Origin of the sequence: Martinezella miluonensis, assembly GCF_900094545.1 — a bacterium.
Classification (GTDB): Bacteria; Pseudomonadota; Alphaproteobacteria; order Rhizobiales; family Rhizobiaceae; genus Rhizobium; species Rhizobium miluonense.
This window is the reverse complement of record NZ_FMAH01000029.1, coordinates 21,761-45,219: the sequence shown is the minus strand read 5'-3', so window position 1 is coordinate 45,219 and position 23,459 is coordinate 21,761. Positions and strand designations below refer to the sequence as shown.

The 23,459-nt window shown below is 58.2% G+C and carries 22 protein-coding genes and 2 pseudogenes; 13 read left to right on the top strand and 11 right to left on the bottom strand.

Annotation, left to right across the window (positions count from 1 at the left end; translation table 11 throughout):
• Window positions 1-67: 67 nt before the first annotated feature.
• On the top strand, window positions 68-739 hold the full coding sequence (locus GA0061102_RS21295) for a GntR family transcriptional regulator (protein WP_092852949.1): 672 nt from the start codon (window positions 68-70) through the stop codon (window positions 737-739).
• 447 nt (window positions 740-1,186) lie between these two features.
• On the opposite strand, the gene GA0061102_RS21290 is transcribed toward GA0061102_RS21295, so the two are convergent.
• From GA0061102_RS21290 to GA0061102_RS21280, 3 genes are all read right to left on the bottom strand, one after another.
• Window positions 1,187-1,801: an outer membrane protein gene (locus GA0061102_RS21290; RefSeq protein WP_092852947.1), complete on the bottom strand. Its 615-nt coding sequence runs from the start codon at window positions 1,799-1,801 to the stop codon at window positions 1,187-1,189.
• A 509-nt stretch (window positions 1,802-2,310) separates the two neighbouring features.
• Complete coding sequence (locus GA0061102_RS21285) at window positions 2,311-2,682, bottom strand: hypothetical protein (RefSeq protein WP_092852945.1); 372 nt, start codon at window positions 2,680-2,682, stop codon at window positions 2,311-2,313.
• A gap of 169 nt (window positions 2,683-2,851) precedes the next feature.
• Complete coding sequence (locus GA0061102_RS21280) at window positions 2,852-3,415, bottom strand: hypothetical protein (RefSeq protein WP_139115089.1); 564 nt, start codon at window positions 3,413-3,415, stop codon at window positions 2,852-2,854.
• A 335-nt stretch (window positions 3,416-3,750) separates the two neighbouring features.
• Here GA0061102_RS21280 and GA0061102_RS21275 point away from each other — a divergent pair, with 335 nt between their 5' ends.
• The 3 genes from GA0061102_RS21275 to GA0061102_RS21265 all read left to right on the top strand — a co-directional run bounded on the left by GA0061102_RS21275 (window position 3,751) and on the right by GA0061102_RS21265 (window position 6,604).
• Complete coding sequence (locus tag GA0061102_RS21275; RefSeq protein WP_092852941.1) at window positions 3,751-4,485, top strand: response regulator; 735 nt, start codon at window positions 3,751-3,753, stop codon at window positions 4,483-4,485.
• Window positions 4,482-5,870: an ATP-binding protein gene (locus GA0061102_RS21270; protein WP_092852939.1), complete on the top strand. Its 1,389-nt coding sequence runs from the start codon at window positions 4,482-4,484 to the stop codon at window positions 5,868-5,870. Before GA0061102_RS21275 ends, GA0061102_RS21270 begins: the two co-directional genes overlap by 4 nt.
• A 74-nt stretch (window positions 5,871-5,944) precedes the next feature.
• A complete protein-coding gene (locus GA0061102_RS21265) occupies window positions 5,945-6,604 on the top strand; it encodes a DUF3313 domain-containing protein (RefSeq protein ID WP_092852937.1) in 660 nt (219 codons plus the stop codon).
• Window positions 6,605-6,820: 216 nt separating this feature from the next.
• On the opposite strand, the gene GA0061102_RS21260 is transcribed toward GA0061102_RS21265, so the two are convergent.
• Window positions 6,821-7,744 (bottom strand): LysR family transcriptional regulator, encoded by a 924-nt coding sequence (locus GA0061102_RS21260; protein WP_092852935.1) that lies wholly within the window; start codon window positions 7,742-7,744, stop codon window positions 6,821-6,823.
• A 99-nt stretch (window positions 7,745-7,843) separates the two neighbouring features.
• On the opposite strand from GA0061102_RS21260, the gene GA0061102_RS21255 reads away from it, so the two are divergent.
• The 4 genes from GA0061102_RS21255 to GA0061102_RS21245 all read left to right on the top strand — a co-directional run bounded on the left by GA0061102_RS21255 (window position 7,844) and on the right by GA0061102_RS21245 (window position 11,049).
• On the top strand, window positions 7,844-8,599 hold the full coding sequence (locus GA0061102_RS21255; RefSeq protein ID WP_092852933.1) for an SDR family oxidoreductase: 756 nt from the start codon (window positions 7,844-7,846) through the stop codon (window positions 8,597-8,599).
• Between the two features lie 76 nt (window positions 8,600-8,675).
• Complete coding sequence (locus GA0061102_RS33615) at window positions 8,676-10,040, top strand: MFS transporter (RefSeq protein ID WP_425348553.1); 1,365 nt, start codon at window positions 8,676-8,678, stop codon at window positions 10,038-10,040.
• A gap of 5 nt (window positions 10,041-10,045) precedes the next feature.
• Window positions 10,046-10,798: a zinc-binding dehydrogenase gene (locus GA0061102_RS33605; RefSeq protein ID WP_425348552.1), complete on the top strand. Its 753-nt coding sequence runs from the start codon at window positions 10,046-10,048 to the stop codon at window positions 10,796-10,798.
• On the top strand, window positions 10,795-11,049 hold the full coding sequence (locus GA0061102_RS21245) for an NAD(P)-binding domain-containing protein (RefSeq protein ID WP_245298097.1): 255 nt from the start codon (window positions 10,795-10,797) through the stop codon (window positions 11,047-11,049). Before GA0061102_RS33605 ends, GA0061102_RS21245 begins: the two co-directional genes overlap by 4 nt.
• 47 nt (window positions 11,050-11,096) lie before the next feature.
• On the opposite strand, the pseudogene GA0061102_RS21240 reads toward GA0061102_RS21245, so the two are convergent.
• A pseudogene (locus tag GA0061102_RS21240) lies at window positions 11,097-11,554 on the bottom strand (GntR family transcriptional regulator); the annotation flags it as partial.
• A gap of 121 nt (window positions 11,555-11,675) precedes the next feature.
• Between GA0061102_RS21240 and GA0061102_RS33600 the strand changes: the two are divergent.
• Window positions 11,676-12,188, top strand: coding sequence for a hypothetical protein (locus GA0061102_RS33600; protein ID WP_245298096.1), 513 nt, complete (start codon window positions 11,676-11,678; stop codon window positions 12,186-12,188).
• Window positions 12,189-12,204: 16 nt separating this feature from the next.
• Here GA0061102_RS33600 and GA0061102_RS21230 read toward each other — a convergent pair.
• Window positions 12,205-12,981, bottom strand: a pseudogene (locus tag GA0061102_RS21230) (IS5 family transposase); the annotation flags it as partial.
• A 359-nt stretch (window positions 12,982-13,340) separates the two neighbouring features.
• Between GA0061102_RS21230 and GA0061102_RS21225 the strand changes: the two are divergent.
• Together GA0061102_RS21225 and GA0061102_RS21220 are read left to right on the top strand one after the other, a co-directional pair.
• Window positions 13,341-14,696: an NfeD family protein gene (locus GA0061102_RS21225; protein ID WP_092852929.1), complete on the top strand. Its 1,356-nt coding sequence runs from the start codon at window positions 13,341-13,343 to the stop codon at window positions 14,694-14,696.
• Between the two features lie 36 nt (window positions 14,697-14,732).
• The gene (locus GA0061102_RS21220) at window positions 14,733-15,506 is read left to right on the top strand and encodes a slipin family protein (RefSeq protein ID WP_092852927.1); all 774 of its coding nucleotides are present in this window, start codon (window positions 14,733-14,735) and stop codon (window positions 15,504-15,506) included.
• A gap of 336 nt (window positions 15,507-15,842) precedes the next feature.
• Here the strand turns inward: GA0061102_RS21220 and GA0061102_RS21215 are convergent, their stop codons facing one another.
• The 5 genes from GA0061102_RS21215 to GA0061102_RS21195 form a co-directional block, all read right to left on the bottom strand.
• Window positions 15,843-17,045, bottom strand: coding sequence for an ABC transporter permease (locus GA0061102_RS21215; RefSeq protein WP_092852925.1), 1,203 nt, complete (start codon window positions 17,043-17,045; stop codon window positions 15,843-15,845).
• A gap of 4 nt (window positions 17,046-17,049) precedes the next feature.
• Window positions 17,050-18,192 carry an ABC transporter permease gene (locus GA0061102_RS21210; protein ID WP_092852923.1) on the bottom strand — a complete coding sequence of 381 codons (1,143 nt, stop codon included), beginning with the start codon at window positions 18,190-18,192 and terminating at the stop codon, window positions 17,050-17,052.
• Window positions 18,192-18,899, bottom strand: a complete 708-nt coding sequence (locus GA0061102_RS21205) for an ABC transporter ATP-binding protein (RefSeq protein ID WP_092852921.1) — start codon at window positions 18,897-18,899, stop codon at window positions 18,192-18,194. Before GA0061102_RS21205 ends, GA0061102_RS21210 begins: the two co-directional genes overlap by 1 nt.
• Entirely contained in the window at window positions 18,896-19,885 is a 990-nt protein-coding gene (locus tag GA0061102_RS21200) for an efflux RND transporter periplasmic adaptor subunit (RefSeq protein ID WP_245298095.1), read from the bottom strand. Before GA0061102_RS21200 ends, GA0061102_RS21205 begins: the two co-directional genes overlap by 4 nt.
• A 209-nt stretch (window positions 19,886-20,094) precedes the next feature.
• Window positions 20,095-21,120: a helix-turn-helix domain-containing protein gene (locus GA0061102_RS21195; protein WP_092852917.1), complete on the bottom strand. Its 1,026-nt coding sequence runs from the start codon at window positions 21,118-21,120 to the stop codon at window positions 20,095-20,097.
• A gap of 717 nt (window positions 21,121-21,837) precedes the next feature.
• On the opposite strand from GA0061102_RS21195, the gene GA0061102_RS32970 reads away from it, so the two are divergent.
• Complete coding sequence (locus tag GA0061102_RS32970; protein WP_159432192.1) at window positions 21,838-22,209, top strand: MarR family winged helix-turn-helix transcriptional regulator; 372 nt, start codon at window positions 21,838-21,840, stop codon at window positions 22,207-22,209.
• 270 nt (window positions 22,210-22,479) lie between these two features.
• Window positions 22,480-23,037: a hypothetical protein gene (locus GA0061102_RS21175; RefSeq protein WP_092852911.1), complete on the top strand. Its 558-nt coding sequence runs from the start codon at window positions 22,480-22,482 to the stop codon at window positions 23,035-23,037.
• Window positions 23,038-23,459: the final 422 nt, after the last annotated feature.

The following is a 23,459-nucleotide window of genomic DNA, read 5'->3' as shown; positions in this document are numbered from 1 at the left end:
TCGATAATTGACTTTGCTAACCGAGTGCATACATCTGTATGCACGAACTGAGGATTCGCGTATTCCTGTGAAGCAGATCAAGCGCAAGGAAATTGTCAGGGCCGGAACGACCGTCGAACAGATGGTGCGGGCAGTTGCGGATATGATTGTAACGGGTGCGCTCCTGCCTGGGGAGAAGCTTGACGAAATAACACTCGCAAGCCGCTTCGAGGTATCGCGGACCCCGGTTCGCGAAGCGCTACGCGAACTTGGCGCGATGGGTCTTGTCGGCCGCGAACCGAATCGTAGCGCTGTCGTGACGAATGTTAGTGGTGCCTATCTGCATTCGATGTTTGAGGCGATGGCGGAGCTGGAAGCCATTTGCGCGCGCCTATCTGCGGAACGAATGACCGTCGATGAACGTCGAACGCTGGAGCTCGAACATCGCGCTTCCGCACGGCTGGTGCGTGCCGGCGCCGAGGAAGATTATGCTACATACAATGTCGAGTTTCATAACCAGCTCTATCGTGGCGCGCATAACGACCACATTTTCGAGCTGGTGACACAGACCCGCGCCCGACTTGCGCCCTTCCGTCGCGCGCAGTTCCGTCTTCCCGGGCGCCTGGCCAAGTCCTTCGATGAACACGACATTATCGTCACCGCGATTATGCGCGCGGACGCTCAGGCGGCCAGGCAGGCCGCCTATTCCCATGTCGCCAACGTCAGCGATGCCAGCGTTGTCTTTGCTGAACACCGGTAGCACCTTTTCGTCTGGACGGCGGAAAAGGCCAAAGTCTAGACTCTAGCGATCGTGGCGCGTTGGGCTATTGGAACAGCGCCTGCAGCGGATCGCAAAGCTCTCTCCACACCTCTTTTGCATCAACGTCATAGCGTGGATCGCGCGTTCGTTTTCCTTCAAGAGCTATAATCTTAATTGATGAACGTGAGTGTTGCGCGTCCATATGTCTATCGAAAACGAGCGTGTGAGTCTCTTTGGTCGACCTTTCATATCGAGGGAGGTAGCAGCGATTGAATAATTAGGAGAGCCCAGACCCTCGGCAGGGACAGGGCTGGCAAGATTGACGGTCGCCACGACCGACGAGCTTTTCAACTATATCCGTGATCGTCGGACTGAAGATTTTGTCGTCAGCCCAATTACCGGTTAACCTGGAGGTCTTGGCTAGCACCGCACCAATGTTGCTTTCTTTCAGAATTTGTAGCTTGCGCCAACGAGGATCTTGTTCTGTGTGGCGCCAAATTTCCCGAACGCCGACCCGAAATCCTTGTTTCCGAAATCCGAATAGCGGTATTCGCCGCGAACGATAACGTTGCCGGTGACGGCGTGCTCGATGCCGCTGCCAGCCGTCCAGCCGATCAGGATGTCGTCTTTCTTGCCGACAGCTGGGACGTCAACCTTGCCGCCGGCGGCAGCGACACCGGCTGTCGCGAAGAACAGCGTTCGATCCAGGGCGTAACCGACGCGAGCGCGACCGGACGCATCCCACTCGAGATTTGTCTCCTTCTTGTCCTTAAAGCTGTAGTTAAAATCGTTTTCGATCCCGTAGACGATCTTGCCGGATTGGAAATTATATCCGGCATGAACTCCGGCCGTGCCGTCGTCGAGATTCCGGTCTGTGCCGAGACCTGTTCCCTTATTCCAGACGTAACCACCCTGCGCACCGAGATAGAAGCCAGACCAGTCATAGGCTGAATAACCCTGCTCGGCGGCCGGCGCAGAATGTTCGTAGGTGAGATCGGCTGCCAAGGCCGGGGCGGCCAGAAATGACACCAGAGCGCCAACGACGAAGAGTTTGATATGCATAGTGGAAGTGCCTCATGTATTGCACCAACGGAAAGGCGTTCGCGTGTCGCATCGGCCCGGCTCATAAGGTGACTATGCCGTCCGCACGATTGCTGAGTGTGCTTTCATGTTCAGTTTTGTTGCGGCGGCGAAAACCACGTCTGTGCAGCCATAGAACGCAAGGCCGGCCAGTTGCCGGATCTAAAAGTGCTGCCACGCGTCCACCGCACCCGTGGCCACAAGTTTTCGCAATGATTGGCGATCACACGCCGTGTCTAACGTGGCAGCCTGATCAAAAAGGCCCTTTCAATTGTCCAGATTGCCGCCCGTCATGAGCAATATGTGGACACTGTCGAGGAGGAGTTTCGTAACAGGCAGGGTGCGGGCGCGCCGCCGAGCGAAGATGGTTGAGAACAGTATGAACTTACACCCATCGTATATCACCTTCCCGGCTAGGTCGGCCGCCGGTGAACACCGAAGTTCGTCAGGAATATTGATGTCGAACCGGCGCGCATGTGTGCTGATCTTTGTCAGTCTTGATCATGGACCACACCGACGATCTCGCCCCCGCGCGAGACGCTCACCAGTAGATCATCGCCGTCACGCCAAGCCCTGATCAAAAAGCGCTCGCCGACATCCCTTACGTCTCTGACGCGATAGCCCCGTCGCTCAAGCAGGCGAACCGCATCGTTCGGCCCGAAGTTTGCCCGGTGCGGTGCCCATTCGCCTCGCCGGTCATGATCGCTGTTCCATCGCTGAAGGAAGTCCGCCTCTACCTGGGCATCGTCGTCATAAGATCCCGAATCCTGGCCCTTATGAATGACGACCTGTGCCCTGGCAGGCACCACAGATGAAGCCATCATGATCACGGCAGCGGCCAATGCAGCTTTGCGTAGTTTCATCGTTCGATCCTTTCCGTCGCTAAACCGGTAAACGTCCGAGGGCTCTCAGCCGTCGGTTCGCCGATCCTGGCCCCTTCCGTTTTGTTCTGTGTGCCTTTTGATTGAGAAATGTTGCGAAAAAAATGAGGGGTGGGATCAGTAATGATCCGGCCTCGACCGGCTGGACGCCTTAGATGATGGCGTTGGAAGAAAAGCTGTCGATGAACGCGGCCGCGACATCGCAGGCAATCAGCATATGAAGCAAAAAAATCAGAAACGCTCGCCGGGCGGATAGGTTTGCGGCATCGCGCTCCTCGTCCTGTCTCGCGGTTCGGCCTGCGTACCTGACCGCGACTGTCGCAAGGCAGAGAATGTTGAGGATCGCGAATTGCCACGGGCTGGCGACAAGAACACACAACAATGCGTTTCCAATCAAGCAGATCGGGAAATCCGGAGATTTGCGAGCGTGGAGGATGCGTTTGGCGTCTCTCAGCGAGAAGACGGCATCTTTCAATTGCCTAATGTTCGCCATGAGTTTCTCCAGACGCAATTTCATCGCATCCATCGAAACGGATTCTCGGAGGACAGGGTGTTCTTTTGTGTTGCTGCAGATTTCATTTGATGACGAAGGTTCTGATGGTTTGAACGCAATAAAGGCTAACAAACCAAAACACGTTGCTGCGAGCGCAGCTTCAGAATTGGCGGAACCGGCACGGGATCTACCATCAACGCATGCGTGGCTGCGAACCTCCAAACTCCAGCCTGATAAAGTGCTGCGAGGACCGAGCCGAGGCTGCCTTGACCGGGAAACGTTGCAAAAGCGCGGATCCCAACATTTCCCAACATTTCAGAACAGAAGATCACGACAGTTTGGCTATTCTAGCCGGAGCATTTTGTCATGTGCGACATAAAGAGCTTCGAGAGCACTATCGAAACAAGGCAGGAAACGTTGCCGGCTTCATCGCGACTGTCGCTGGACGCTGACGATTGTGCCAGAGTTCTGGCGTGACACATCCGTACTCGGGTGAGATGATCGTCTTGACGGGTGCTGAGCCCTTGATCACTCGAAAACACATGATGGCCACTTGAATGTCGTTAGTTGAACGAACCGCAAGCATCCCGAATATTCTCATCGTGGAGGACGATTCCGATATCGCCGGCATGCTGGTCGACTTGATGAAGGCCAACGGCTTCGATGCGTATTCCGTTGGCAATGGGGCCGAGATGGATCGGCAGCTCAACCGCCGCAAGTTCGATCTGATCGTGCTCGACGGGATGCTGCCAGGCGAAGACGGGTTCAATATCTGCATGCGGTTGCGGGCATCGAGTTCGATTCCTATGCTCATGCTCACTGCCCGCCGAGAAGATATCGACCGGATTCTCGGGCTTGAACTCGGCGCCGACGACTACGTCACCAAGCCGTTCAATTCTCGCGAACTGCTGGCCCGCGTAAAAAGTATTTTGCGCCGGAGCTCTCTCTCGCAGCGGAGGGAAGACGTTTCCGCGACAATGACGTTCTCCGGGTGGCGGATTGATGGGAACAGCCGACAACTGTTCGATGCGGACGGCGACGAAGTCTCGATGACCACGGCCGAGTTCGATCTGCTTTGGGCGTTCTGTTGCAATCCCAATAAGGTTCTGACACGCGAACAGCTCTTGTCGATGACCCATGCCGGCTCAGCGGGCCCGATCGAGCGTAGTATAGATCCTCACATCAGCCGCATCCGTCAGAAAATCGAACCCAATCTCAAGGAGCCTGCCTTCATCAAGACGGTGCGCCTCGGCGGTTATTTGTTTGCAGCCACCGTCCGGAGGCTTCCGTGAACAGTCTTCGTACCGCTTCCATCCGGACGCAGATCCTTGTCCTGGCGATCCTCCTGACGCTCCTGGTGTCGGTTATCGCTGCGACTACGGAGCCCTTCATCTTTGGCCGACACGACCAGGGAATAAGGATTGGCCTGCTGGCCGGACATATCGAGCGCGTTGTCGATGAATTCACGCAGGCCCATTCTGCCGATGCCACTGCGAACGTGTCGCGCCTGGCTGAGCAACTGGGCCTTTCGGTGGAGGTTCTGTCTGCGAAAAATCTTCCGGCCGGCGGTTTGACCGTGGCGAGTGCCACCAACGTCTTGCAGCGGGTTCGAAGCGCGCTGGAGGATGGCTTCCTCTATACTGTTGGTCATCTGCCGGATAAGGAAGACAGATCGCGACCGCTAATCGTGAAGATCGATGAGGATAGGGCTCTCCTTTTCCACCTGCCGACGTTTCCTCGGTATTTGTGGTTCTTCCCTGCCGTCGCAAGCGGGATCCTCAAGATCGTTCTTCCTCTGATTATTCTCGCTTATGTGAGCAGTTGGTTGATCACGAAGCCACTCATTCGCTTCGCGGCCGATGCCAAGAGGGCTAGCACCGATGATGGTCTGGAAATGCCGTTCACGGTGACAGGCTCTTCGGAACTGAGAAGCCTCGCAACCTCTCTCAACGTCATGCGCGGCAGGATCTTGGAGATGGCCGAAGCGCGAACCAGAATGCTGAGCGGCATGAGCCATGATTTGCGCACGCCGCTCACGAGGTTGCGCATGCGAGCGGAGCGTTGCGAGCCTGCTGAACTGCAGAAGAAAATGATCGAGGACCTGAGGGTTCTGGATTCGATGATTGACGAAGCTCTCGCATTTCTTTCAAACACAGCCTATTCGGCGCCTTCCCGCAAGGTCGATCTTTCCAGCCTGCTCCAGACGATCGCGACCGATTTCTGCGAAACCGGCGCCAATGTCAGCTTTTCCGGGCCTCGCCGCCTCAAATACGTTTGTCGCCCGCAGGCGATCACTCGCGCGATCTCCAATCTGGTCGAGAATGCGTCTCGCTACGCCACGAAGGTTGATATCGAGCTCAGAGAGGCGGTGGACGGCAGCGTCTCAATCCGCGTTAGCGACAATGGGCCAGGCCTTAGCGACGATCTCAAGGTCAAGGTCTTGCAGCCCTTCTTCAAGGTTGAAACAGCGCGGACGACCGGGACGGGAGGCGGTTTTGGTCTCGGCCTCCCGACCGCCGAAGGAATCATCCGGAAAGGGCATGGCGGCAGTCTCGTGCTCCTGGATGGAAAGCCCAAAGGCCTCGTTGCGGAGATCCGGCTTCCGCCGCTTGGTACGACAGAAAGCCGGGGCCTGACGGCAATCAGCAGTGCCGGCGGCATGCGCAATATCTCCTAACATTAAAGCAAACACTGCAATGCGCGGCCCGATAGAACTCGCTTCCGGTGACGTCCGATACCGTGGAGCCTGAATTGAACAAAACCCGTTACGCCAGTATCCTAGCCTCCTTCGCCGTTGTGGTTCTCGCGGGATGCACGACCGCGGATCCGACCGTATATGCGGGTCTTTCATCAGCCGCCGAGCTTCGGCCCAACCCTCAGGACAAGACGGGTCGGGTCCCCTATACATATCGGGGCGATGTCAACTGGCAGCGATACGGTAAGATCATGGTGGATCCCGTAACAATCTATAGCGGTAGCGACAACCAGTTCGTCAAGCTCGAGGCGGCGGACAAGTTCGAGCTTGCCAGCTACATGCGGAATGAGTTCACTGAGAAGCTGAGGTCTCGCTTTGCGATCACCAATACGCCGGGACCCGGAACCCTGAGGCTTCGCCTGACCCTGACAGGCGCCAGAAAAACGACAGCTGTTCTTGGCCCGCTCTCCCACATTGACATAGCAGGCGGCGTTTACAACACCGTGCAGGCAACACGTGGCGGCGAGGGGAGTATGACCGGTTCGGTAAGTTATGCGGTTGAGGTTTACGACACGCAGACCAATCAACTGCTCTATGCCTATGTCACCAAGCAGTATCCGAATGCGCTGAATGTTGGCGCCACATTATCTGCGTTGGAAGCATCGAAAGCCGGTATCCGCAAGGGCGCTGACGCTCTGCTTGGCGAGTTGAAATGATACCGACGTCACCGGTGTGGCGGTCTATCAATCGGCGTCGTAACGGGGTTCTGACTCATATGTGGAACGTATATGGACCCCGCCGTTATCAGAACAAGAATGACGGCATTCGCCAAACAGAGAAGTTCAAGCGCACGCTTCGTTTCGCGTTTGTGATTGTGCTTTAGCATTGGTAGTGGGAAATAAACGCGATGCCCTACACTGCGCAGCGTTGCTTCACTTTCGGCGCTGCACAGCCCAAGCCGGCTCGGACAGACGTTCCGCCAAGAAATCCGCCAATGCCTCGACCTTCGCCGGCCGCGCACGGGCTGAAGGCGTAACGAAGTAAAGCGCGCCTTTTGGGAGCGTCCAGTCCGTCAGGATCGCTTCCATGCGGCCGTCGGTGAGATATTCCGCCGCGATGAACTCCGGCAGTTCGGCGATGCCGATGCCATCTAGTACCGTCGGTATCAGCGCATCGACATTGGTGACGCGCAATGGCCCCGTTGGCGTAACGGTCTCTTCCTCCCCCGCCGCGTTGCTGAAGCGCCAAATATCCTGGCGGGGACGGTAGGCATAGCCGAGGCAGTGATGGCCGTCGAGTTCGCGGGGATGCGTCGGGCGGCCATGCTCCGCGAGATAGGCCGGCGACGCGACGATAAAGGGCGCGACCGGGCACAGTTTCCTGGCGACGAGCGAGGAATCCGGCAGAACGGCGATGCGCAAGGCGGCGTCGAAGCCGTTTCCGACGAGGTCGACCACGGCATCGCTCAAGTGCAGGTCGACCGCCACCTCCGGATAGAGCCGGAAGAAGGATGGCAGAATTGGCGCGACCCAGCGCAAGCCGAACGACATCGGCACAGCGAGACGAATGAGCCCGCGTGGCCGGCTGGAAAGTTCGCGCGCTGCGTTTTCTACATCCTCCGCTTCGCAATAGATCCGTGTCGCCCGTTCAGCCAAGGTATGCCCGAAATCCGTCAACGCCAGTTGGCGGGACGTGCGATTGAACAGCCGGGCGCCGAGGCGCTCCTCGAGCCGGGTGACGCCACGCGAGACGGTCGCGACCGAAACGCCCATGGTGCGGGCGGCGGCGGCGAAGGATCGCTCCTCCGCTACCTTGGCGAACATCGCCAGTCCCTCGAAATCCGGCATCCTCGACATCGACAATCCTGCAACAATAGTTTGCAGTCATTTCTATTTTAGAAATTGAGACATGTCGATACCTCTGTTGGCGACAGAAACGCCAACGGAGATCATCAGATGGCACAGAAACTCGAAGGTAAGGTCGCGGTCGTCACCGGCGCGACCACAGGTATCGGTCTCGCAACCGCCAAGCAATTCGCGGACGAAGGCGCACATGTCTTCATCACCGGCCGGCGCAAAGCCAAACTTGACGCGGCGGTTGCGGCGATCGGCCCGAACGCCACCGGCGTCCAGGCAGACTCCGCCAAGCTCGCCGATCTCGACGTGTTGTTCGAGACGGTGAAGATCGCCAAGGGCCGCATCGACGTGCTCTTCGTGGCGGCCGGCGGCGGCGCCATGCTGCCGCTCGGGGCGATCACCGAGGAGCATTACGAGGACACCTTCGGCCGCAATGTGAAGGGCCTGATCTTTACCGTGCAGAAGGCCTTGCCGCTGCTGGTCGACGGTGCCTCGGTGATCTTGACCGGTTCGACCACCGGCATCACGGGCACCGCGAATTTCAGCGTTTACAGCGCCTCGAAGGCCGCCGTGCGCAATCTCGCGCGGAGCTGGATTCTCGATCTCAAGGAGCGCCGCATCCGGGTCAACGTCGTCAGCCCCGGTCCGACCCGGACGCCGGGTCTCGTCAACCTGGCCGGTCCCGACGAGGCAAACCAGAAGGGTCTGCTCGACTATCTGGCGACCCAGGTGCCCGCCGGCCGGGTCGGTGAGCCCGAGGAGATCGCCAAGGCGGCCGTCTTCCTCGCTTCGGACGATTCGAGCTTCGTCACCGGCGCGGAACTCTTCGTCGATGGCGGTACGGCGCAGGTCTGAGCCGCAACACCAGGAAAGCGGCCAGCCTCGGCGGCTGGCCGCTTTCACGGCAAATGTCTTACGCAGCGAGAACACCGTGAGCAGCATTGAAGAACAAGCCGTGACTGGCGGCCGGAGGCTGGGTCTTGCGCTCACGGTCCTCGCCTGCGCCCAACTCGTCACGGCGCTGGATTTCAACATCGTCTATGTGGCGTTGCCGGAGATCGGGATGCGGCTCGGCTTCTCGCCGCAGTCTCTGCAATGGGTATTCAGCGCCTATTCGGTGATGTTCGGCGGCGTCCTGCTGCTGGGCGGTCGGGCGGCGGACCTGTTCGGGCGGCGACGAATGTTCATCCTCGGACTGGCGCTCTATGCGTCGTCGTCGCTGCTCGGCGGCCTCGCGCAATCGCCGCTCGCCATTGTTGCGGCGCACGCCATTCAAGGCCTGGGGGGCGCCGTTCTCTTTCCGGCCACCGTCTCGCTGATCAACACGCTGTTCGAAGAAGGGCCGAAGCGCAATCGCGCGCTCGGCCTGTGGAGCCTTGCCGGCTCAAGCGGCCTGACGCTCGGCTCTCTTGTCGGTGGCGTTCTGGTCGGGACGCTGGGTTGGCCGTCCGTCTTCTTTGTCAACGTGCCGATCGCTCTCGCCGTGGCCCTGGGAGCGCTCAAGGCCATCCCACGCGACGAACCTGTCTCCAAGCACGAGGGCTTCGACCTGCCCGGGGCCATGACCTCAACGGCTGGCATCACGCTGCTCGTCTTCACGCTGGTTCAGGCCCCGGAATGGGGATGGGCGTCCCGGCCTGTCCTATTTAGCGCGGCCGCCGCGATCGTCCTCCTCGTCCTCTTCGTCCTGATCGAAGCGCGCAGTGCCAGTCCCATCATGCCGCTTCGGCGGGTCATGCGCAGCGGACTGGCGACGGCCATGACGCTGACCTTCCTGTTCATGGGCACCTTCATGGCGCTGCCCTATTTCACGACGGAGCTATTCCAGCGCGTCTATCGGTTCAGCCCGCTGGTGACCGGCTTTGCCTTCCTGGTTCCCTGCGCCGCGACCCGCTGGCCTGAACGGGAAACCGTCACCGACTGGTCCCAGGGCGTTCCTCTAGCGAAGCTTCAAGCGCTCGTGAACTATTGGCGAAGCGGGTATGACCTCAACCGGGTTGAGAAGAGGCTGAATTCCTTTCCTCAATTTCGCACCCGGATAGACGGTCTCGGCGTCCACTTCCTGCATGTTCGCTCGAAGCACGAGAATGCCTTGCCGATCCTCCTCACGCACGGCTGGTCAGGCTCGGTCGTCGAGTTCCTCAAGGTCATTGGGCCGCTGACCGATCCGACGGCGCATGGCGGCAAGGCCGAGGACGCCTTCCATGTCGTCGTGCCCTCGCTGCCGGGCTTCGGCTTCTCCGACAAGCTGATCGACAAGGGCTGGAACCTCGTGCTATCGCCCAGGCCTGGGTGACGCTCATGCATCGGCTCGGCTATTCGAAATGGGTGGCGCAAGGCGGCGATTGGGGCGCGGGAGTTACTACGGTCCTCGGCCGCATGAGGCCCGCAGGGCTCGCGGGCATTCATCTGAACTGGCCGTTCGTTTTTCCCGAGAAGATTCCGACCGAGGAGCTTTCGACAGACGAACAGCGCACGGTGGCCGCCGCCGGATCGGCGGTCGCCAAGCTTGCGATGACCTTGGCGCTGCGCAAGGGGCTGTCCGTTGTCGGCGTCGTTCGAACGCACGCAAGCGCGGTTTCCCTGCGGTCGTCCTTCCCGGATGCCGCCATCGTGACGACGGAAGATCACGATTGGCGCGATCGGGTTCGTTCCGCCGCTGCGGGAAAGCCGGTACGCGCGGTGCTCGATCCGGTCGGCGGTGTTCTCGCCAGCGACCTCATCGCGTTGCTTGCCGATGGCGGTTCGTTCATCGGTTATGGCGACCTGTCCGGCCAACCCATCAGCATCCCACCGCTCTCCTTTCCCGCGCGCGGTCTGACCATGAAAGGTGTCTCGGTCGGACGTTGGGCCGGTTTGCCGGAGGCTGTCCGGACTGCGGATATCAGGACGGCGATAGAATTGGCGCGCACCACACCGGATCTGTTTCCCGTCGCTGCCGAATATGACCTCACCCAGATCACTGACGCCGTTGTCCATGCCGAACAACCGGCAAGAACCGGCATCGTGCTGCTGACGTCGATTCAGAGCAATCAAAGGACTGAAAGATTATGAGTATTGGCATCATTGGTGCAGCAAACGTCGCCCATGTTTTCGCTCGCCATCTCTTGAAGGCGAAGATTGAAGTCACCCTGAGCAATAGCCGGGGACCGGATTCCCTGGCGTCTCCTGTGGCGGAGCTTGGTGCAGGCGCTATCGCCTCATCGGAGGTCTCGTCGTTTCGATGGAATGACGGGTCCGAGAGGTCGAGTCCACCAAAGACGATGTATTGTGCGCTGAGACGGGTGGCAAAATTACTCGCTTAGACAGGCTGGGCTCTTCTAGAGCTATCATTCCAATTGCTCTCGCGCTAAACCTTCGCCATGACCGCATTGGCGCAGTGGTCTATGACGAGGTTGTGCAGACTATCATCCGATATCCAATGAGCATCGGTTTAGTAGGCCGTCGCACCGAGAAGATCGTGGATATCACGCCTGACGACAATCATTTGTCGTCGCGGGATGTTAGGGATTGCCAACACGGCTGCTTCGGGCTCGACTAAAAGTCTTAATCGCAGGCTTTGTAAATATTCGCCGATATCGACGTGGCGAACAACGTAGTTGCGGCCATCTGCCTTACACACCGAGCCCTTGCCTTCCAACCGTTGCAGGGCTTCGCGCAAAGAGGTCCGGGAAATATCCAGGGCCTCTGCAAGTTCGCCTCGACGAAGACCTGGCCACCTTTCAGTCGGCGATGGCGGACCATTATTTTGGGCGCGCGATGGACTGGTCTTCCAATATGACGCCCCTGTGGTGCAAGCTCTTCCCGCAATTTTACCGCATGTAGCTGTTCTTTAATGCAGGTGTTGCGTGCGTAACGCTTTTGCAACGCAACTCATCAATCGAAATGTGTCAATCTCTCCCTATCAAATTAGTTTGTTGAGCTTTTCAGGGTGACCAATTTTGAAGAACAGGAACGTCAGGGCGAGATCTTGGCGCTTGTCAGAGTGATGCACGATGCCGGTGATGTCGCCAGTGAGCTCGACACACCGCAAGTGGCGTCTCTTATAAAGGCAGCACAAGCTGCTCTTCTTTCGGTTCTAGAGGTCGAGTTCCCGATGCTCTCAAGTGTGCATTCGCACGGGGTTGCCAGCATTCTCGCCACGGGGAAGATGATGGAAAGGTTGAAACGCCACGCACAAGGCGATTTGTCGCAAAGCGAGCTCGAAGTCATAAAGCGAGTATTTGACTTTGCTACGACGCAGAGCTGGTTCGATGATACTCAATACAGCCGAGAGGGTTTTGCTGCCGCGCTGGTCGACTTGTTTCGATGCGGAATGGTAAATCCGACCCAGCTGGAAAGGATCGCAATGTTTTGGGCATTGAGCGACTTTTCCCAGAGCATGTCGAATGCCCAACGAGCTAAACTGAGATCACTCTACGGCCGATGCGAGGTCGAGCGGTAAGTGTAGCTATTGAGAGAATGCGCACCGTCGCGATGTGTCGGTCTTGTTGGCTGGAGGCGTCGGTGGCCGGTCCTTCTACCGCGATGCTGCATGGTGGAATGACGACCATGGCGCCAGCGCTGTGGTTGGTGACGGCGTCGTAGGTTGGTTTGCCATCATGGGCACAATCGGTGGTGAATTGGCTGATCGGACTGTCGATCTGGTCCAGTAGTGGCTCCATCCGTGAGGCGTCGCCGGTATCCTGGTCTGTCATGACGTGAGCGATGATCTCGCCGCTGTCGGCATCCAGCGCCAGATGCAGTTTGCGCCAACTGCGACGCGACCTGGCACCATGCTTTTCTTCCAGCCACTGGCCAGCGCCGTAGATCTCGAGCCCGGTACTGTCGAGGAGGACGTGCACAGGTCCTTCTTCTGCGGAAATAGAGCGCCGTCGCCTTCTCTCAGACAATCGACCTGTCCGTGCCCGTCGGCTCAGCGTCGTGTGATCGGGTACGGCAAGGTCCAATTCCATCAGACCCAGCACCGATGCCAGCAAGCCATCTGTCTGACGCAGCCGCAGGCCGGACACCACGCCCAGCGTTAGAGCAGTCTCGATGCCCTGATCGGAATAGCGCGGTTGGCCGCGGCGGGTCGCGCGCTTCGGCGCCTGTCACTGCGACAAAGCTTCCGCGCTCATCCACAGCGTCAGGCTGCCTCGCCGGCGAAGGTCAGCCTCATACTCCGCCCAATTCGTCACCTTGAACTTCATCTTGCCGACATGATGACGGCGGACAGTATCGTGTTTGAAAGGCATAGCGGTGACTGGGCGTTGCTTCGATCGCCGCTCCGTAAAGCATAACCGCTAAACGATCGGTGCACCAATGCCGTCTCTAACGACATGTGTCGACATAAGTCGCCCCGAGCACGGCCGCCTCGCCGACAGTCTCCCTAGGGCGGCCTGAACCAATCTCCCCTGGCGCTTTCTCAATTTGCTGGATCGGTTCGCGAACCAGGGCGCGCTTGGTTTCGTCAAGCGGCCGTTGCTGGCACTATTTCTCGATGTTGTGTGAATGCAGGAGGGTTTCTCGCCTTACAGTTTGGCTACGCCACCATATATTATAGAACATGGATATTCAGCGATCTATAGCGCCGCACTTGAGACCTTGGCGTCGCATGTCGTCCGTTCTCGCTTTGGTGCTGGCTTTGGTATCCGCATTAGGCCTGACCGCCTTGCCGACCCAGGCGGTGGAGCGCGTGGCTATCGTTGTGAAGATCAATGGCGCCATCGGCCCGGCAATGGCCGACTATGTGAGTCGCGGCCTTGAACGGGCCGGCGAACGCGGCGTGGGCCTGGTCGTGCTGCAGATCGATACTCCAGGCGGTCTCGACACGTCGATGCGAGACATTATCCGGGCAATCCTCGCCTCGCGCGTGCCTGTGGCGGGATTTGTCGCACCGAGCGGGGCAAGGGCCGCCAGCGCCGGCACCTATATTCTTTACGCCTGCCATATCGCGGCGATGGCGCCTGGCACCAATCTCGGCGCGGCAACTCCGATTGCAATCACCGGCGGACCTTTCGGTGGCGGCGCGGAACCCGACAAAGGCACCTCGAATGCTCCGGATAGCACGCGAGGGCAGTCTCCCCGCGATCCAGGCGAAGCGAAGGCGGTCAACGATGCGGTGGCCTATATTCGCGGCCTTGCCGAGTTGCGCAATCGCAACGCCGACTGGGCAGAACGGGCCGTGCGCGAAGCTGCAAGCCTTTCATCGAGCGCTGCCGTGCACGAGCACGTAGTCGATTTCACCGCAGCGACGATCGAGGATCTTCTCAAGCAGGCGCAGGGGCGCACGGTTCGGGTTGGCCAGACGGATGTGCAGCTCGATACGGCGGGTCTTGCCGTCGAGGAATTCGAGCCGGACTGGCGGACGCGTGTGCTTTCCGTGATCACCGATCCGAATATCGCGCTCATCCTCATGATGGTCGGCATCTACGGGCTGATCTTCGAATTTCTCACCCCGGGAACATTCGTTCCCGGGACCATCGGCGGCATCTGCCTGCTGCTTGGGCTCTATGCCCTGGCATTGTTGCCGGTGAGCTACGCCGGCATCGGACTGCTCATCCTCGGCATCGGGCTAACTGTGGCTGAGGCACACTCTCCAACCTTCGGCGCACTCGGCATTGGCGGCGGGGTCGCGCTGGTGCTCGGCGCAGCCATTCTGTTCGATACTGAAATACCCGGCCTGCAGGTGTCCTGGACCGCATTGGGCAGCCTTGCCGCCGCCAGCCTTCTTTTCAGCCTGCTCATTGCCCGTGTCGCATTCATCTCGCGCTGGCGGCAAGTCGTCACCGGCTCGGAGCAGATGATTGGTATCTCGGGCACGGTTGAAAGCTGGACAGACACGTCGGGTTACGTCATCGCGCATGGCGAGCGCTGGAAGGCAGCGTCTACCGAGACGTTCAGCCCGGGCGACGATGTCAAGGTAATCGGGCGAAGCGGGCTGACGCTGGAAGTCAAACGGCGCTCATAGGAGGCCTAACGGTCTTCGGAAACAGGAGGAAAAGTCATGGGTGTGTTCGCAGATCTCGCCTCATATCTTGTGGCCGTCATCGTTTTGCTGATCATCATCGCCGCGGCGATCAAGATCCTGCGAGAATACGAGCGCGGCGTCGTTTTCACGCTTGGCCGCTTCACTGGTATCAAGGGACCAGGATTGATCCTGCTCATTCCTTACGTCCAGCAAATGATACGGGTCGACCTGCGCACGCGGGTACTCGACGTACCCAGCCAGGATGTCATCTCGCATGACAACGTCTCGGTCCGTGTCAGTGCGGTCATCTATTTCAGGGTCATCGATCCTGAAAAGTCGACGATCCAGGTCGCAGACTTCATGATGGCGACAAGTCAGCTTGCCCAAACGACGTTGCGCTCGGTGCTTGGCAAGCACGACCTCGACGAGATGTTGGCTGAGCGCGACAGGCTCAATGAAGATATCCAAAAAATCCTCGACATTCAAACAGACGCCTGGGGCATCAAGGTCGCCAATGTTGAGATCAAGCATGTCGACATCAACGAATCCATGATCCGCGCAATTGCGCGCCAGGCCGAAGCCGAACGCGAGCGTCGCGCTAAGGTCATCAATGCCGAGGGCGAGCAACAGGCGGCTGCCAAACTGCTCGAAGCGGCGGAAATCCTGGCCAGGCGACCAGAGGCAATGCAGCTTCGCTATTTGAGCACGTTAAACGTTATCGCCAACGAAAAGACGTCGACGATCCTGTTTCCCTTCCCGATGGAATTCGCCAGTCTCCTTTCTGCCAAGATGGAACAACCGACGAAGTAGTCGAATGCTGGAGTCTCATTCTACGATTGCTCACAGCCGTCGTCCGCGACTGCGCCAGCGTGTGAATCGGCGCTAAAGGGGTAGCCCACGGTCCATTGGCAATAAGTGTGATCCACATGATGCGCAAACGGCAGGCGAGGTTTGCCTAAAATCCGCGTCCCTCGATCGCAGAACAGTTCGAAATCCTTGCAGCATGAACATTGGCGCGAAGGCGTCCCGTTGTAGCCAAAAGCACGATTTGCGACAGGACCAACGAGTCTTGCGACGAGAATTGCCGAGCGATTTCAGCCTTGCTCGATCCGGGCTGCAAAGTCAGGACTCCGCGACATTGAGCTATCATCCTCGTGCACGCAGGGCCGCTGTCAAAGGCAGCCGCGTGGCTGAAAAGGCGGGGAAGGCACCCCCCACAACACCAATTGCCAACCCCAGAAGGCCGGCTGTCAGCAGCACGCTCTCGTCTATGGTGAGTTGGAAAGACATGCTGGCATTGTTCGCACCGATGGTGCTCGCCTGCCAGCCGTTGAATGCAAGCCATGAGGCAGCGAGGCCGAAGATCACGCCGATTGCCGCCAGCGCAACCGCCTCCGCCCATGTTGCGATGAAGGCTGACAGGCGACTGAAGCCCAAGGCACGTACCGTGGCGATCTCGACGGTCCGGTCAGACACCGAACTCATCATCGTATTCAGTGCACCTGCCGTTGCACCGAGTGCCATCAGCAGCGCCAGCGGCCATCCGAACATGCGAATGAGATTTGCCATGCCGGAAGACTGGGCAGCATATAAGTCGGCTTCGGTGACAGCGTTCAAAGGGGTGGTTGAGATGCTCTCCAGAGCCGTCTTCAGCTTGTCGATTGCGCCAGGCGCTTCAAGTCGAAGGCGAAGGCTCTGGACTTCTCCCAGCCGATCAAAGGCAGAGCGAACGGTATCGAGATCAGCCCATATTTCGGACTCGAACGCATTGCCTCCCGACGAAAAATGTCCGACCACCGTCCAATTCACCGGACCGAGTCGCATCTGTTGTCCAATTGCAAACGCAGGAAATTCCGCGGCTAGCCGTTCGCCGACCACGACTTCGCGCGCACCCGGCCTGACAAAGCGTCCGGCCGTCAAAATGATCCCATCGCGCAAGGAAGGACCTGCTGCGTCCATGCCTCGTAGAGCCAGCATCTTTGCGGCTTCGGCCTGACCGTTCAGCACCTCGACAGGAACCACGATTTCGCGCGACGCTGCGAAGTTGCCCACCGTATCGCGTGCCACGCCGATATCGCCTCGCATTGCCTCAATGGTCCGGATGACATCCGCCGGAACATCGGAACCATTCTCCTGATTGGTGCCGCCACCCAGGATTACCGCCACTGTCGGAGAGCCGGCACTTTTCAGCGCCTTTTCAAATCCCGCTGCCATTGACAGGAAGCCGGCGAGCACACAGACGACGAGTGCCACGGAAAGGACCATGGAAGTTGCGATCGCAAATCGGCGCCGCAGGCTCAGGATGTTCGCCTTGGTCATCACGAGCGTCTGTTTAAATTGGGAGGACATCTGGTTATCTCGCTCTGAAGGCTGCAGTAATCGGTGCGCGCATGGCATTGACGGCCGGTATCAGGCCGGTGACAAGCCCCAGCGCGACGATGAATGAGACGGCCCTGGCGAGCACGGCCGTGGAGAAAGCAAGCCCTAGCGCTGGTCCGGCCAGAACGGTGGCAATCTTCGCCAGGATGAGACCAAGAGCGCCGCCGACTGCGAAAATAAGAAGCGTCTCACCAAGAACGAGGGTAAGGATTTGCCCTGGCGAGAAGCCCAGCGTCTTCAGCACTCCGATCTCAAAGGTGCGTTCGCGCACTGCGAAGACCATGGTGTTGATGACGATCATCAGCAACGTCACAAAGGCTGCGCCTACGACCAGATTGATGATCAGCCCGACGTCAGCGTATTGGCGCAGGAACGCTTCCAGGAATTGCTTTTCTGATTGTGTGCGTGTCGGGGTTGCCGAATTGGCGAACAGGGCATCGATGCGTGCCGCAAGGACGCCGGGAGACATGCCGTCTGCCGGACGCACGATGAAGGCATCCACCGTATCCTCGCCGCGAGCCCGGCCTGCGTTGATGTAATCGTAGTTGGCAAGCATGAAATAGGTGTCCGTGCTGGCGCTCTCGCCTTCGAATATACCCGCAACTTCGAACCGCCAGTCACGACTCCCGTCTTTCCGTGCTGTCTGGAAAGCCGTGACCGTTATGCGCTGTCCGACCGACCACCCTTGCGCTTCCGCCAGTGCCCGACCGACCAGCGCCCGGTCTCGCGTTTTACTGAGAGCAGAAACCAGCTCCGGCGTCAGCCCCAGTTCCTTACCATTAACGCTCGCCATCAGCTTGGGATCAGCCGCACTCACGGCCACCGCGTTTTTCTCGACATTCACGTAGCCCCGCATCCGTGTCATATAGGCGACCGTCTTCACCCCTGGCTCCGAGGCAACGCGGGACATATAGGCCATCGGCAGAGGCTGCGTTCGTCCTGCCGCATTCATTACCCCGAGAAGATCGTCGCTGGCGCCGGCCGAGCCTTGCGAGCCATTCAGAAAGCTTGCAGTCAATCCGTAGATCAGGAAGGCGACCGTCACGCAGGAAATCAACAGGAGGGTACGCAACGGCTTTCGCCAGGCGTTTCGCTTGGCAAGATGGAGCAAGCTCATCACACGGCCCTCTTCTCTTCGGCGAAACAACCTTTGTCCAGATGCAGGGTCCGGCGCGCATGAAGAGCTGCCTGTGGATCGTGGGTCACCATCACAATCGTCTTTCCAAGCTCCCGGTTAAGAAGACGAAGCATATCGAGAACATCGTCTGCGGACTTGCGGTCGAGATCGCCCGTGGGCTCGTCGCAGAGCAACAGATCGGGATCGGCTGCGATTGCGCGTGCTATGCCAACACGCTGCTGCTGCCCCCCGGACATCAGCGCCGGATATTGTTTCTCACGCCCAGCGAGGCCGACCAACTCAAGAACCTTGCGGACGCGAATGCGCCGCTCTTTAGCGGAAATCGGCTTGAGCAGGAGCGGCAGCTCGACATTCTCTGCTGCATTGAGCATCGGCAGCAGGTTATAGAACTGGAAGACAATGCCCATATTGTGCGCTCGCCATGTCGATCGCGCCGTCTCCCCCATTCGGTCAAGCCTGGAGCGGCCGATGTTGATCTCGCCCGCATCGGGGCTTTCGACGCCGGCCAGCATGTTGAGCAGTGTCGATTTGCCCGATCCAGATGGCCCCATAATGGCAACGAAATCGCCCCGGGGAATTTCCAGATCGAGATCGGCGAAGATCGGGATATCTTCTCCTCCGATCCTGTATCCCTTCCGCACGTCTCTCAGAATGATGTATGGCTCTTCCGCAGGACGATCGTTCATGGCTGGGCTTCTCCGATTTGAGCTTGGGATTCAGGGACAGGGATGCGGATGCGCGCCGCCATGTTTGGCCGTATGCCGGCGGGCGGGTTGATGAGTGAGAGCCGAAGTCCAATGGTGCCCTTTTCGGCCGATGCAATCGGCGCCACCCGCTGGATTTCGATGCCAAAGGGCCGGTCGGGAAAGCCGTCGAGCACCGCCTCGCCAATCAAGCCAGGTCGCAGCAGGGAAATATTTGTTTCGGCCATATCGGCATCTATCACCATGCTGGTGGTATCGGCGAGTGCCAGAAGGCTTTGACTTTCCCGAACGCTATCAGCGCGAGCCAGAACGGTGTCGCCAATATGAGCGTTGAGCCGCGTCACGGTCCCATCAAAGGGAGCACGAATGGTCAACTCGTCCACCTGCTCCTGGGCCACGCGGATTGTAATATCCGCTCGAACAACGTCCTGGCGGCTCTGCTCGACATTGTTTAGGGCCTGCTTCACGGCCGTTTCGGCGTCTTCCAGGTCTTTTCTGGACGCTGCAGCGCGCTGCGTCAGAGTTTCGGTACGTCGAAACGAGGCCGCAGCCTGCGCTAGAGTGATTTCCCGGGCAGCAAGTACCAGACCGGCTGAAACCTTGGCCGCCTCTGCTTGCTCAAGGGCCAGACGGGCGCTGGCGTCTTCCATGACGGCGAGTATCTGGCCGGCTTTGACGCGGTCGCCGACTTCGGCAGCTATTCCCGTAATCTTGCCCTCATACTTGGAGAAGACGGCGGTTAAGTGTGGGGCGACGACATAGCCCGAGCCGGTAATGTCGCGCGCGGCTGGTTGAGATGGTCTCGAAATTGGCGGCAGCTCGCCACTCTTGTTCGCGTTGTCGTGGAGCGGGATTGCCTGGGTCAGTTTGGCCGGTTCAGGCTGACCCAGAAGTCCGTTCTTTATGCCGCTCAACGAGTTCGGCGAGACGAGTATGATGACGGCGGAAATTGCTGCGACAAGCAGCACGCCTGTGACCCAGCGCATGCGCTTTCTGCCTGGTTCCGATGCCTCTGCCAGCGGCTCCAGAGTCAGGGACTTGAGCGTTTCGGCAAGTTTGCGGTCGTGTTCGGTGAGCGTGTTCATGTCGCGACAAAGCTCGCTTCATGTCCCTAACTCGACCTCAAACATGATCCAGATCGTACTGAATCACGATTCTGTACGTCAAAACGGCTCGCTCAGGCCCGCTTTGCGCGGCTTTGTCGCCACTCAACAGGGGTCATGTCCGTGACGCGGCGGAATTCGCGATTGAAGTTGGATTTGGTCTGGAAACCCACTTCAAGCATGACCTCTGTTACGGACCTTTCCGTTTCGGTCAGCAGCCGGCATGCCTCCGCAACACGAAACTCGTTGACATATTGCGAGACGTTTTTGCCTGTCGCGCGGTTGATCGCTGTGGAAATTTGCCGCGCTGGAATAATGGCTTTGCGTGCCAGTCGATCGAGGTTGAGGTCCGGATCGCGGTACGAACGCTTTGTCTCCATGAGCATCTGTATAGCGGCAAGTGTCTCTTTGTCACCCACGTCGTCGATGTTCGGGGTAACGGTCTCGACCTCGGTGGGCTCGCTACCCTGGACCGCGACAGCAGCAGCGATCGACAGGATGATCAGCAATATGAGGTTGCCGATCGTCACCATGACAGGGGCGTGCCTGCCTTGCGTCCAGGAAAAATCGAGAAATACAAACAGATCGAGCGTCGCCGATAGCAACAAAGCCAATGCTGCAAAGACAAGCGCCCGATAGACCGGAGCCGCACTTTCGAACGGGGTACGTCTCAAAGCGTCTGGTCCCGAACGCATGAGATGCAGGATCGCCCCAGCATAGCCTATGAAGATCGCCGGTAGAAGGACATCAACTGCGCCCCGCCATTCGGCCATCAGCAAGACCATAGCAATAGCAATGGCGGGAATTGCGTGCAGACCCAGGGATAGACGCCGAGAAGAGCCATTTTTTCGCACCAGCTTTGCTACGCCGCAATAGACGAGCGGCGGCACCAGCGCTGCGCCCACCGGTGCGATATACATCACTTCAAGAATGCCGTAGCCCCACCGCAACCCTGAGAGGAACGCCTGGAATGAACTCAAAAGGATCAGCGCAAGGAAAGGGAGGCTACGCGAATTGTTATCGTTACCCGCCCTCAACACTGTGACGAACAGGACAAGGAGCAGCAGGGCAACGACGAAAGAAAGCGGAATCAAGGGCATCAGAGTTGGGTATCGGAAAAAGAGTGAAGCGATAAGACGATCTTGCCCGTATAAATACCACGCGCGACCTGAAACGCGTTTTAGAACCTGTGCTGTCGCGAAAGTCCCAATAAAAGTTGGACTTCTGCGTCCGTGTTTTTGCAACGAACATTATTGCAGTGATGCGCGGGCAGCGATTTTGCCGAAATCAATTCGGTTGTCCAGATTGAGGTCGAACCGGCCGTAGGGATTGACGTGAGCATAAATTAGTCGGGTGAGACCGCGATAGTCTTCCGGTGTCTGGGCTTGCCTGATGGCGAAAGAGGCACTAGCGCAATATCTGAAGAAATATAACGCTAGTGCGAATATGTCGGTTCTCCTCATCACAAACGGCCTTTTGCGCTTCCGATCGTCGAGCAGCGTCTGGAAGATCGGCCAGTCACTTCGTTAGCATCCGCCAGGACGCAGCGGCTGAAGATCTGGGAACTGTTTAGTCCCTGAGTGTGATGGTGCATCATTGATCCTTAGTCGTCGGGAAGAGGATGCATTATGGGAAGTATTCTTCACGGCAGCGCCCGCACGACGCCGCGTCTTGGAGCCGAGCAGGGTCTGCCGTGCGAGCCTGAAGGTGCGGCAGACAGAGGCTGTGCTGGCGCCGTTGGTCACAGTTCGACGTTCACGCTGGGGAGAGGTCAAGCTTGCGGTACCGGCGGCGCCGGCGTTAGGCCGTGTCGGAGCATGGTTTCGATCATTTTTGCGCGATCGGGCGGACCATCAACGGCCGCATTGAGCGCGGCAAAGGCCTCGCGGAAATATTCCGGCCCGATCGCCGCCGGCGTCACCACGCAGAGCACTTTGGCGGTGTCGGGACCGTTGTTGTCGATGCTGAAGACGCTGGAAGGGATGGGCTATATCACTCGAAGCGCCGCGCCCGACGATGGCGGTGGGAGGAGCGTCCACTTCAGCGACCGCGGGCGCGCTGCCTACCGGAAGATGGCCGACATCCTGCAAGACATCGAGCGAGAATGGGCCGAGGAGCTCGGCGAAAAACGCTTTTCCGAGCTGAAAACGTTGCTCGGCGATCTCTGGGACACACCGCTTGTTCGCTGAGATGCCGAGGGAGGGCAGGAACGCGACAGATCACCGGCGATGTGCGCCGGCTCGCGCCGCTGCGTGCCGGCTAGTTGCTTTTATTGGTCTTCAGGAAAATTAAGCCTTACGTCTTTCTGGATTACAATTTCGTATGCGGTAACATAGTCGAAAAGAGTATTAATAACGGAAAGTATCAAGTTCTCGTAGGATTTAATGACGTATATTCCGAAGCCTTCCCAGAGAGTATACATGCAGAGCTTTAATATCCTCATTGGAGAGGATCGGTCTATGAGAGACGTTTCAATCCGCGCGCGGATGGTTTCATCTGCATTTTGGCTTGTTACATGGACCCTTCCGGCGATTGCCTTCCATGCTTCACCGATTTATTCGGCTGAACACAAAATGGAACTCGCTCAGAATGACATCGTCATCGTTTTTCTCGATCCAGACTCTTTTCCCAAAGCCCCCTCGAAGACAGCAGCGTCTCAATCCCCCAAGACTTCTCACCGCAAGAGTTACTTCACCGTCGAGTGTCGCGAGAATTTTGAGGAGGTAGAGGGGAGGGGAGGGCCAAAGCATAGATTTTCGGCAACCAGAAAGTACACGATCGATACAAAACAACACGTCTGGAATGAGCCTGGTGGCGAACTCAAAAAACTGAAAGTCGAAGGGGACGAACTGGTTCTTGTCGATCATGGATCGGCGCCTAAAAAACACTACCACGAGGCACTCAATCGGGCGACGGGAAAATACTTGCTATATTCGAACCATATGAACGTGGTCTTGGTCGGCCATGGGGCATGCGATAAAGTCGATTTGGTACCTTTTACGCTCGATAAACTTTAAGCGGGGTGAACCCTTTGAGGAAGCCAGTATCGTGCATCACGCATGGCGCTCGCACCGTTAATCGCTGAGCAGTTCGAGATTCTCGCTGCCCGAAAAGTTCACCGCAAATCAACCGCAAATCAATCGTGTCCTTGTGCTGATCGTCGGGTCGTATGTTTGACCCCCATCGAAGAGCTAAGATTTGTATGGCAGCATAGGCAGTTCGACTATGATAGCGAGCTTGGCTCGGCGGAAGATGGGATGCGATGGCTGCCTCGGACCGGGTACGCGACCGGTATGTTCCGTATCGGTCCAGCAATGCTTACGAACGCCAAGCGGTGATGAAAATGCCAGGCGTGCAGTGTCCGTGGCCCTCTCCCTATCAATCAGACGCATGCGACAACGAACGTTCGGTCGAGATTGAATGCCTAAGGAGGATTGGT

Excerpts from the sequence above, each read along its gene's own strand:
- GA0061102_RS21255 (WP_092852933.1), top strand. The coding sequence starts at position 7,844 with ATGGCACAGAAACTCGAAGGTAAGGTCGCGGTCGTCACCGGCGCGACC.
- GA0061102_RS21205 (WP_092852921.1), bottom strand. The coding sequence starts at position 18,899 with ATGAACGATCGTCCTGCGGAAGAGCCATACATCATTCTGAGAGACGTG.
- GA0061102_RS21195 (WP_092852917.1), bottom strand. The coding sequence starts at position 21,120 with ATGCCCTTGATTCCGCTTTCTTTCGTCGTTGCCCTGCTGCTCCTTGTC.
- GA0061102_RS33605 (WP_425348552.1), top strand. The coding sequence starts at position 10,046 with ATGCATCGGCTCGGCTATTCGAAATGGGTGGCGCAAGGCGGCGATTGG.
- GA0061102_RS21210 (WP_092852923.1), bottom strand. The coding sequence starts at position 18,192 with ATGAGCTTGCTCCATCTTGCCAAGCGAAACGCCTGGCGAAAGCCGTTG.
- GA0061102_RS21245 (WP_245298097.1), top strand. The coding sequence starts at position 10,795 with ATGAGTATTGGCATCATTGGTGCAGCAAACGTCGCCCATGTTTTCGCT.
- GA0061102_RS21225 (WP_092852929.1), top strand. The coding sequence starts at position 13,341 with ATGTCGTCCGTTCTCGCTTTGGTGCTGGCTTTGGTATCCGCATTAGGC.
- GA0061102_RS21290 (WP_092852947.1), bottom strand. The coding sequence starts at position 1,801 with ATGCATATCAAACTCTTCGTCGTTGGCGCTCTGGTGTCATTTCTGGCC.
- GA0061102_RS21260 (WP_092852935.1), bottom strand. The coding sequence starts at position 7,744 with ATGTCGAGGATGCCGGATTTCGAGGGACTGGCGATGTTCGCCAAGGTA.
- GA0061102_RS21215 (WP_092852925.1), bottom strand. The coding sequence starts at position 17,045 with ATGTCCTCCCAATTTAAACAGACGCTCGTGATGACCAAGGCGAACATC.
- GA0061102_RS21275 (WP_092852941.1), top strand. The coding sequence starts at position 3,751 with ATGTCGTTAGTTGAACGAACCGCAAGCATCCCGAATATTCTCATCGTG.
- GA0061102_RS32970 (WP_159432192.1), top strand. The coding sequence starts at position 21,838 with ATGGTTTCGATCATTTTTGCGCGATCGGGCGGACCATCAACGGCCGCA.
- GA0061102_RS21220 (WP_092852927.1), top strand. The coding sequence starts at position 14,733 with ATGGGTGTGTTCGCAGATCTCGCCTCATATCTTGTGGCCGTCATCGTT.
- GA0061102_RS21175 (WP_092852911.1), top strand. The coding sequence starts at position 22,480 with ATGAGAGACGTTTCAATCCGCGCGCGGATGGTTTCATCTGCATTTTGG.
- GA0061102_RS21285 (WP_092852945.1), bottom strand. The coding sequence starts at position 2,682 with ATGAAACTACGCAAAGCTGCATTGGCCGCTGCCGTGATCATGATGGCT.